Consider the following 9,053-nt stretch of genomic DNA (forward strand, 5'->3'; position numbering starts at 1 on the left):
AAAATAAAGATTATTTAGTTGGCACAACTTCTGCAATCTCCTTGTGTAGTTAAACGTTTTAAAGAATTTACTTCAATAGAAACGTCAGAAAGGCGAAACAACAATTATAAAGGCAGGGTCCAAACTATGAATACGCATTTAACGAAGCATGGCAAAAAGATCATACACGTTGTTCAGCACCTTGCACCGGGTGGATTAGAAACCCTAACTCTGGATTTGCTCCGCCTTGCTAAACCAACAGACCAAGTGTTGATTGTCAGTTTAGAGGGTACTAAACAAGAGTCTATAAACAACTGGCCGAAGCTAGAGCCATACAAAAAGCAAATCGTCTTTTTGGATAAAGCACCAGGCGTACAATTCAATATCATTATTAAGCTAATTAAAGCCTTCAACGCGATTCGCCCTGATGTGGTTCATACCCATCATATTGGCCCACTGTTATACGCTGGTTATGCCGCTCGCGTAACCGGGGTTCCAACTCGAATCCATACCGAACATGACGCTTGGCATCTGAACAACAACAAACGTCGTCGATTACAAGCGCTTGCTTTAAAAGCTGCTCAACCAACGTTAGTTGCCGACGCGACACGTGTTTATAACCAACTACGCACTGCTTTTTCTTATGAGAACATCATTACCATCAAAAATGGCGTTGATTGTGAGAAGTTTAAGCCGATGTCGAAAGAACACGCGAGAGCAAAACTAAACCTGCCGACAGACAAACACATCATCGGTTGTGCAGGTCGACTAGAACATGTCAAAGGCCAAGACCAACTTATTAAAGCACTGACTCTTTTACCTGCAAACATGGTTGTCGCATTGGCTGGCGGCGGTACTAAACGCAATCAACTAGAGCAACTGACTAGCCGCTTGAATCTGAGTGACCGAGTCATCTTTCTTGGCTTAGTTGAAGACATGACCACGTTTTACGGAGCGTTGGATACGTTCTGCCTACCTTCACGCCACGAAGGGCTGCCGCTTTCTACACTTGAAGCTCAAGCATGCAATATTCCAACCGTCGCAATGGACGTTGGTGCCGTCGATGAGACCTTGTGCCCTATAAGCGGAACACTCGTTAAAAAAGGCAGTATTACAGGATTAGCCAATGCCTTGTTAGAGAATCAAAATGAACGCTTTTTATCACCTCGACACTATGTTCTTAAGAACTTCGACATCATCAAAATGGTTTCGTCTTACAACGACATCTCAGAAGGAGCTTACGCATGATTGATTGGTTGCTTGCGGGACTTTGTTTGTTTTCAGGTGCGTTGATTGTCTATCATCACGCAGCCTACCCTTTGTTACTGCGTTGGTATGCGAAAAGCCACCCCGCACGCAAAGTTGAAGAGAGTCATCGTTGCTACAAAGAGGAACAGCAAGATTGTACGTTGCCGACCATCACCGTTCTTGTTCCTGCATTTAACGAAGAACAGTGGATCGCAGACAAGATTCGTAACCTTGCTTCACTCGATTACCCCAAAAAGAAGCTGCAAGTCATTGTCGCTTGCGATGGTTGCACCGATAACACAGTCGCCATTGCACAAATGACCATACAAGAAGCGATGTGCAGTGATGTCTATTTTGAGATACATGACCATCAAGTAAACCGAGGTAAAGTCGCGGTTGTTAATGAAGAAGTGACACGTATAACCAGTGATATCACGGCGATGAGTGATGTTTCTGCCCTTATTTCATTGGATGCTTTGCTTATAGCTGCCGCTCATTTTGAAAGTGACAAGGTTGGAGTGGTAAACGCAACGTATCAACTTTGTCCAACAGGCAATGAAGGCGAAAACACGTATTGGCAGTACCAAACCGCGGTTAAAGAGTCTGAGGCTTCGTTAGGTTCTAGCTTGGGTTCTCATGGCGCTTTCTACTTGTTTAGAACACACCTGTTTGAACTGCTTCCACTCAACACTATTAATGATGATTTCATCTTACCGATGCAAATCGTTAAACAAGGTTACATCGCCGAATACGAAACCCAAATGGTGGCATTAGAGCTAGAAGAATCGAACCTAGAAACAGACTTCAAAAGAAGACTTCGTATTTCAGCGGGCAACATGCAACAAGCGATTCGATTATTTGCCTTGTTCAGCCCGAAGTTTAAAGGCATCGCGTTTGCGTTCTTTTCAGGAAAAGGACTTCGCCTACTCACTCCATATTTAATGATTGTGTGCTTAGTGTGCTCAATCTTACTTAGCAACTACTTGGTATTTGAAGCGCTGTTATGGGCTCAAGTTGCCGTTTATACCATTGGCGTCCTTGGCTGCATCTTGCCAAAGCGTCTAGTAAACAAACCTATTTCATTAATCTCTTATTTGATAGTTGGACACTACGCCAACTTCATTGGTGGCATTCGTTACCTAATCGGACTAGAAAACTCACCTTGGACACGAGCAAATCATTAAGGACTTATTATGATGAACATCGAACAGCTATCTACCCAAAACCTATACCAATACAAAATCTCACGTGCTAAACGTACTTTCGATTTTGTAAGCTCACTGATTGCTTTGATTTTGCTAGCGCCCGTATTTCCGTTGATTGCGATGGCGATTGCACTCACTTCTCGTGGCCCTATTTTCTACCGTCAATTGCGCGTTGGTAAATCGACACCGGAGAAAATGGAAATCTTTGAGATCATGAAATTCCGTAGCATGTACGAGGATGCAGAAACGCGTTCTGGTGCAGTTTGGGCTACAGCGAATGATCCACGAATCACACCCGTTGGCCGCTTTTTGAGAAAGACACGTCTTGATGAACTGCCACAACTGATCAATGTACTGAAAGGTGAAATGTCTCTAATTGGCCCACGCCCTGAACGCCCTACTTTTTACACCAAACTAGAGAACGAAATTCCTTACTTTGCTGACCGTACATACGGTGTAATGCCTGGTATTACAGGGCTTGCACAAGTAAATCAAGGTTACGACACCTGTATTGATGATGTACGTCGTAAAGTAGGTTTTGACCACAGTTATGCACTAAGCCTATGTTCGGTTAAGTCTTGGATTGCCGCTGATCTCAGCATCATCTCTAAAACAATCATCGTAATGGTAGATGGTCGAGGTCGCTAAACCAGTATGGTCTAATGTGGATACAAAGCCTGTTTTCTATAAAGCCTTAGGGGGCGATTGGAAAGTCGCTAATGAAACACATAGTGCCGAATTAGCCCACGTTAACTAGACTCGCTGCTCTCGGTTCTCAGTTGAATGGTGTAATAAGGTTTCTTCCCTATCAATTGACGTAAACATTGGCAATGAATGTATAACGCAGATGTGGCTTGAGTTAGGGATTAGAAATTAAGAGCTGAGAGCTCAGAGTTAAGAATTAAGACGAGAAAGCTTATATTCATAGAAAACCACAGCACTTTCGTCAGAGGCTTGCTCAACAAAACCTAGCTTTTTAAGTAAGTTGGCAGAGGCTATGTTTGAACGATCGACACCGCCAATCAGTGTTGACCATGACTCCATTTTAGCGACTTCTGTGATGAAACCCTTCAGTAGCTCACTCGCTAAACCCTTGCCCCAGAACTCTTCTGCAAGCAAGTAGCCAATATGAGCATCACTTTCGTCTTCTACATAAGCGAACAGAAAACCAATCAATTGATTATCGTTGGATTTCACTTGAAGTAAGCGGCTCCCCGACAACATTCGGTCGAGCCAAATTTCAGCCAGCTCACCTGACACAATACCATGAAAGTATGGTGGAAGGTTTTCAACGACTGACGGGATTAGAATGCCAGGTACTCGCTCAAGCAGAGCCGAACGTTCAGGAACAGTAAGTTCACCTGCGACTTCTTCTACTTTTAGTCTTTGAGTTTCAAACGAGATCGCCATGTGTCCTGCCCAGATTATACACCTGAGTTCTCGTGTTGGCTTCGTTTCCAGGCTAAAGCAAACTAAAGAACAGCCACGCCTTCAACTTCAATCACTGAGTTAACATTTGCTCGCTCGATTATCTTGAGTAACGTCGTTTGAACTAATTCATTATCTCGGATTTCGGTTTCACAAGAAAAACGCTCTTCTTGAACACCATCGCCCTCACCCAGCATAAATTGAACCGCGACTTCCGTTGCGAGATCTTTGGTCGTCCCGTAATACGCTAACGTGATTTTTGGGTATCCGTGGTCGCCTTTTTTAACCTGCTTTGCGATACGTTTTTTGGCTTTATCTAAATTCATACAACTTCCTTTTAAGTTTGAAATACAAGGTGACTAGAACACCTTTTTAAACGGTAAGCAATACAATCAGCGTTGGTTATAGAGATTCCCTAGCCTCTTGATACTAATCAAGATGGTACAGTCTTAGCACTTTAAAGAGTGATAGCTAGAACACAGAAAACCTGTTTAAGAAATATAATGACAACATATAAGAACTACGCGCCAAGAAGTGGGAGATGTTTTCGTTGCTGATAAGTTAAGGCTAACTCCAAGCACTGCTTGGTTGGTGCCTTGGGAAGTGGTTCAGTCAGTTTCAAGACGATTGCACGATTACCTTGAAATACCAATGTGCCATCGTGCAATTCTCTGAATGTGTCGATTAGCTTCGTTTGGCAGTTAAAGAACAAGTAATAGTTGTTTGGCGATTTTAATTTCCAATCGATTCGAATTGGACTGCCCGTCTTAACGCTGTAACTCGGCTCGCCCCATTTCAGAGACTCTTCGACTTCACCTAAATCCAAATCAGAGCAAAGCTCAAAGATTAATGAACGCAACTCTTCAAGCCGAGCTCGAACATCATCGGGATACTCAACCTCCGATTCATTTGTTGTGATATTAAAGTCCAGCTCACTTAAAGCATAGAACCTTAAACATTAGCCCAACTTTAAACGAAAAGTGCCAAGCCTAATAAATCATTTTTCGTTTATCTGTTCGTTAGCGGTTTCAAGGCCAGCTTTAAACCGTCCGTATCCTTACAACCAATGTAAACATGCTTTCCATTACTTAAGCTTAACTTAAGCGCTGAACCTATCGATGCATTATACAACCAACCATCGCTCAGCATTCGGATACCAATACCTTGATACCACTTGCTTTGATAAAACGATGTCTCTGTAATGTCTGACACTTCTACATTCTTACGCCAAAAGCCAAAGCCGAAATACCAGCTTAGTACATTGTCTTTAACCTCAATTGTCATGGAGAAAAAGAGCAAAGCAATTAAGCCGTTGATGGCGTGAGCGATTAATGTCCCGGGGTTATTATCAGAGGTAACGACAATGAAAGCACTTATCGCAACAAGGATGAGCAGCAATCCCTTGTTGGATTCCTTACTATAAAACACAGTGGCAACTCCTATAGACAACGAACAATCCACTAACTAGCCAACAGTTATCTTACTGCAGCCTTTCTAAAAAATCGTAGCAAGTAATGCAGGCATACTCCCACAACCAAACCAAGTAGCATCGCCTTGATACTACCAACCCAAAGTATCAAACCAGAATAACCTTGTCCCGGACCTAAGCCTTGTTTATTAATCACATCGACAAACATAAAACCGTTCCACAGCACATGCAGTGAGGCTGTAAATCCATGCACACAAATTGCGATGGTTCCAAGTAACTTGTACTTGCTAATGACTGGTGCGCCACAAAAAATGACAACAAGCGCAAAGGTAAAAATCAGAGGGCCAGACAATACTAAAGTGAGTGTGGTTACTTCAACGTGGCTCTCTATGCCATAACTGTATGTACAAAATACCATTGTCATTGAAAACAAAAGCGAAATGAGTGCGAACCATAGCGTTCTATTCATTGGGGTTCCCTGCCTTAATAGTGGGTTTAGGACAAATTCGATAATCGACAGGAAGAACTAATTACCAAAAATACGGCATGAGAAATGCCCTTGTTACACGACTATTCGATGGACAACTCAGACTTTCATAAACCCAATGTAACGGAAGACTTAGAACACAAGCTAGATAATAAAAATACCACTCACCTTCGCACCTGACTGCATACCTTATTGAGCGCCCTGTTGAACCCAAACAACATTTTCATTTGAAGTTGGAACCTCAAACCAAGACCAAAACAGATCTAACATTTCAGGTGTCATTTCATAAGACTTACCATTCAATTCCGAGTTGCGGCTAAATGCTCTCTGCTTACAAGTCTCAAACGGAACATCAAGGTAGTGAACTTCGCTGTCCACGCCTAGGTTTGATACCCAGCTTGTAAAAGAATCTCGGTTTGATTTACGCCAAAAACCAAAGTCAAAAATCACCGGAACACCCAAGGAAAACAGCTGCATAGCAGACTCCTTGAATAAACCTTGTAGCGTAGCCAGCCGGCGTTCAAAAACTTCACGCTCCATATGTTCGCCATACAAAGGAATCATCCACTCATCAATCGAGAAACGAAAGGCGCCATGCTTTTCTGTAAGCTCTTTAGAGTAAGTCGTTTTACCCGAGCCAATAAAGCCACATACGAAATAGATTTTAGTCATGATGCCCCTTTAGTCTCTTTCTGGCGCATGATTCTTTCTTTTAGCAGTGTACCAATACTGCTAACTACAAACGTAAAAGCAAACGCCACAATTGGTCGATAGAAATCAAACACACCATCCGTCATAAAAAAGTACTGATGAATGGCAACACCAAAACCAACACCTAATGCCAGCTTCAGGTTCTTGAAAATTCCTTGTTTCATGTTCATTCCCTCGTAGAAAGCAACACTATGTATAGGTGAGAGTAACGTTACGACCAGATCTTAAATCAATGCGACATAAACACTGAGATTGAAGTAAGCCGAAAATAACAGCGCTGGGCATTAGTCTTAAATGCTATGTCGGGCTAATTTTTCCTGACGTTCTTGAGTGCATGTTTGATCTTATCGTAAATAAAACTAAGAACCGCACCGACAAAGACAAATAAACTAAGGTCAATCAGAGCAAGCTTAAGACTGAACGGATCTGAAAACAGGTTATAGGTGAATCCCATTTGCAAACCAATAAATTTAGCTAAAAAAATTGTAGGTATGATCAGAAGTATATTCACGTATGACCTGAAAAATTGACTAGAAGTAGAGTTCTAAAGCGCATACTACTTTTGCTCATTTCTCAGGCAAGGAAATAGATCTCGATTTACCCTGAAATGGGGACGAAATATGAATTTTATCGCGATAAGTTTAGCGTTTTGAGTCGCTGTCGACCAATTTGTTATAGCGCATTTGCACCTTCAAGCGCCCATACCATTACACCATCACGCTCAAACTTAGCATGACGTCCATACTCGAAATTTGGGCACATAAAAAACGCATACTTTAGCTGCGCATCTGTAGCTGCAACCTTGTCGATATCTTTTTTAAGTTTTTGATTATTGGTCGGTGTGACTGACGCAAAAACTTCAGCCGCCAAAGTGCCACAATTTGACTCGATATCTGAACCTGGGGCTGTACCTAAATTTAGAGTATATGGAGCTAGTTCAGCGTGATACTCAAATAAAACCTCAATAGCGTTGAATGATGCTAAATAAGTAAATGATTGATTAATCTGTTCAATTACATTCAACTCACGCTCTGAATCCAGCGGATCAAATCCTACACCACCAAACTTCATTTTTGAAAACAATCCGTATGCATCTCGTTCAGAGCGGATTTGTTCAACAGATTTATCGATTGAATTCATGACTAACTGTTTTAGAGCTACAACTTCTTCTTGATCTTTGACACTGATTGTCTTGCGCATAATTTTCTCCTTTGCTTTGACGAATAACATGGATTCCTCCTACCGAAGATTTGCCACACTTATGTGGTACTTAAATGCATCGGAGGCACCATGTCTGATTATTCTTATTTCTGCGGTATCGACCTAGCTAAAAACCACTTCAGTCTTCATGCCGAAGACCAAAATGGTAAGGTCATACTACATAAGTCAGTAACCCGCTCTAAACTACAGATTTCGATAGCAAATATACACTCATTGGTGTCGCACCAATCACACGCGAAAGTGGTCGCTACAAAGGTATGCACGAGATCCAAGGTGCTCGAGCGCAAGTACGCACAGTGCTATATATGGCAATGATGTCAGCCATGCAATGTAACCCCTTATTCAAAGCGACTTATGCTCGACTTGTAGCTGCCGGAAAGCCTAAGAAAGTCGCAATAATCGCGTGTGTTCGAAAGATGGTTGTGACCCTTAACACTATGCTGAGAGATGGCGCCATGTGGGATGAAAACACAGCAAAAAACTAATCATTGACGCCATAGTTGTTTGTTATGTACCTGCCGCCAACAATAATATAAACAAAAGAATGCCACCTAAGATAAACCAACCAGCATTACTTTTTTCTAGTTGCTTTGCCCTAACCTTATCTTCTTCCGATTTTATTCCAAAGAAAAGAGCATCAGAATAATCAATCTTACTTTGTAAATCTTGAACAGATTGACTTGCTTCTGATACTGAATCACATGGCGTCTGATCCGTTACTACAGCAAAATCTCCTTTAAATGCATGAACGGTATATCGATAATTACCAGAGCGGAACGTTTCTTTCTCAAAATTCATATTCAATATGGCATTACAACCAGCATCTTTAGCTAGAGTTTCAATATGCTCACGCGCTTCATCTAGACCTTTAATAAACCGACATTTAATCGAGTTCTGCTTTTCAACAGTTCCATATTTAGGCTTCGAAGCTTTGGTGGTGAAAAACCCCACCATTTCTTTCTTGAAATATACTGTTGGAACTCTAAGTTTCTTCGCAGCCAACCCCCTAGGGTTTGGCGTAGGATCAAACTCTACAACTACATTTTTTACCAATTTAGCTTCATCTGATTTATCTAACAATGCAGAAAAATGTAGAAAGTAACTTTCACCATCATCACCATTTATAAAACCATACTTCTTACTAGAAATATACGATACAACCTTGCCTTTCAAGCTAACTCCTTATGTTGAAAATGTTGTTACCTAACGCTAAATTAACGTGCCAAAAACCATGGCACATACTTTCCACGAGGTGAAAATGCCAAGCGTTTTTGGTCATTGTTAAACGCCTTGTATGGATAATAAGCACTCCAATCGGGTAATGTGAGACCCAGGCTTTAGCTGC

General features: G+C 41.7%; 11 protein-coding genes and 3 pseudogenes. 5 read left to right on the forward strand and 9 right to left on the reverse strand.

The features are described 5' to 3' along the window. Window positions 1-126: 126 nt before the first annotated feature. The 3 genes from AB6E78_RS00855 to AB6E78_RS00865 are packed head-to-tail and all read left to right on the forward strand — an operon-like array spanning window position 127 to window position 3,080. Complete coding sequence (locus tag AB6E78_RS00855) at window positions 127-1,227, forward strand: glycosyltransferase (RefSeq protein ID WP_017059582.1); 1,101 nt, start codon at window positions 127-129, stop codon at window positions 1,225-1,227. Continuing rightward, entirely contained in the window at window positions 1,224-2,411 is a 1,188-nt protein-coding gene (locus tag AB6E78_RS00860; protein WP_229647965.1) for a glycosyltransferase family 2 protein, read from the forward strand. Before AB6E78_RS00855 ends, AB6E78_RS00860 begins: the two co-directional genes overlap by 4 nt. Window positions 2,412-2,420: 9 nt before the next feature. Next, window positions 2,421-3,080 (forward strand): sugar transferase, encoded by a 660-nt coding sequence (locus tag AB6E78_RS00865; RefSeq protein ID WP_017063903.1) that lies wholly within the window; start codon window positions 2,421-2,423, stop codon window positions 3,078-3,080. Between the two features lie 246 nt (window positions 3,081-3,326). Here the strand turns inward: AB6E78_RS00865 and AB6E78_RS00870 are convergent, their stop codons facing one another. The 8 genes and pseudogenes from AB6E78_RS00870 to AB6E78_RS00905 all read right to left on the reverse strand — a co-directional run bounded on the left by AB6E78_RS00870 (window position 3,327) and on the right by AB6E78_RS00905 (window position 7,687). Beyond that, window positions 3,327-3,842 (reverse strand): GNAT family N-acetyltransferase, encoded by a 516-nt coding sequence (locus tag AB6E78_RS00870; RefSeq protein ID WP_171732990.1) that lies wholly within the window; start codon window positions 3,840-3,842, stop codon window positions 3,327-3,329. 62 nt (window positions 3,843-3,904) lie between these two features. Continuing rightward, on the reverse strand, window positions 3,905-4,186 hold the full coding sequence (locus AB6E78_RS00875; protein WP_017059577.1) for a hypothetical protein: 282 nt from the start codon (window positions 4,184-4,186) through the stop codon (window positions 3,905-3,907). A 194-nt stretch (window positions 4,187-4,380) separates the two neighbouring features. Then, window positions 4,381-4,779 (reverse strand): DUF1801 domain-containing protein, encoded by a 399-nt coding sequence (locus tag AB6E78_RS00880; RefSeq protein WP_372132312.1) that lies wholly within the window; start codon window positions 4,777-4,779, stop codon window positions 4,381-4,383. Window positions 4,780-4,857: 78 nt separating this feature from the next. After that, window positions 4,858-5,309: pseudogene (locus tag AB6E78_RS00885) on the reverse strand (hypothetical protein). 26 nt (window positions 5,310-5,335) lie between these two features. Next, window positions 5,336-5,758 carry a hypothetical protein gene (locus AB6E78_RS00890; RefSeq protein ID WP_017068350.1) on the reverse strand — a complete coding sequence of 141 codons (423 nt, stop codon included), beginning with the start codon at window positions 5,756-5,758 and terminating at the stop codon, window positions 5,336-5,338. Between the two features lie 207 nt (window positions 5,759-5,965). Then, window positions 5,966-6,448 carry an AAA family ATPase gene (locus AB6E78_RS00895; protein ID WP_372132174.1) on the reverse strand — a complete coding sequence of 161 codons (483 nt, stop codon included), beginning with the start codon at window positions 6,446-6,448 and terminating at the stop codon, window positions 5,966-5,968. Further along, window positions 6,445-6,651 (reverse strand): hypothetical protein, encoded by a 207-nt coding sequence (locus AB6E78_RS00900; protein WP_108166565.1) that lies wholly within the window; start codon window positions 6,649-6,651, stop codon window positions 6,445-6,447. The genes AB6E78_RS00895 and AB6E78_RS00900 overlap by 4 nt, the downstream gene beginning before the upstream one ends. Before the next feature lie 508 nt (window positions 6,652-7,159). Next, window positions 7,160-7,687: a hypothetical protein gene (locus AB6E78_RS00905; RefSeq protein ID WP_108166672.1), complete on the reverse strand. Its 528-nt coding sequence runs from the start codon at window positions 7,685-7,687 to the stop codon at window positions 7,160-7,162. Between the two features lie 90 nt (window positions 7,688-7,777). On the opposite strand from AB6E78_RS00905, the pseudogene AB6E78_RS00910 reads away from it, so the two are divergent. Continuing rightward, window positions 7,778-7,915 (forward strand): annotated as a pseudogene (locus tag AB6E78_RS00910) (IS110 family transposase); the annotation flags it as partial. Next, window positions 7,915-8,193: pseudogene (locus tag AB6E78_RS00915) on the forward strand (transposase); the annotation flags it as partial. The pseudogenes AB6E78_RS00910 and AB6E78_RS00915, both read left to right, overlap by 1 nt. A 22-nt stretch (window positions 8,194-8,215) precedes the next feature. On the opposite strand, the gene AB6E78_RS00920 reads toward AB6E78_RS00915, so the two are convergent. After that, window positions 8,216-8,881, reverse strand: a complete 666-nt coding sequence (locus AB6E78_RS00920; protein WP_372132171.1) for a cold-shock protein — start codon at window positions 8,879-8,881, stop codon at window positions 8,216-8,218. Window positions 8,882-9,053 lie beyond the last annotated feature (172 nt).

It is taken from the genome of Vibrio sp. 10N.247.310.98 (assembly GCF_041467395.1).
Lineage (GTDB): Bacteria > Pseudomonadota > Gammaproteobacteria > Enterobacterales > Vibrionaceae > Vibrio > Vibrio crassostreae_C.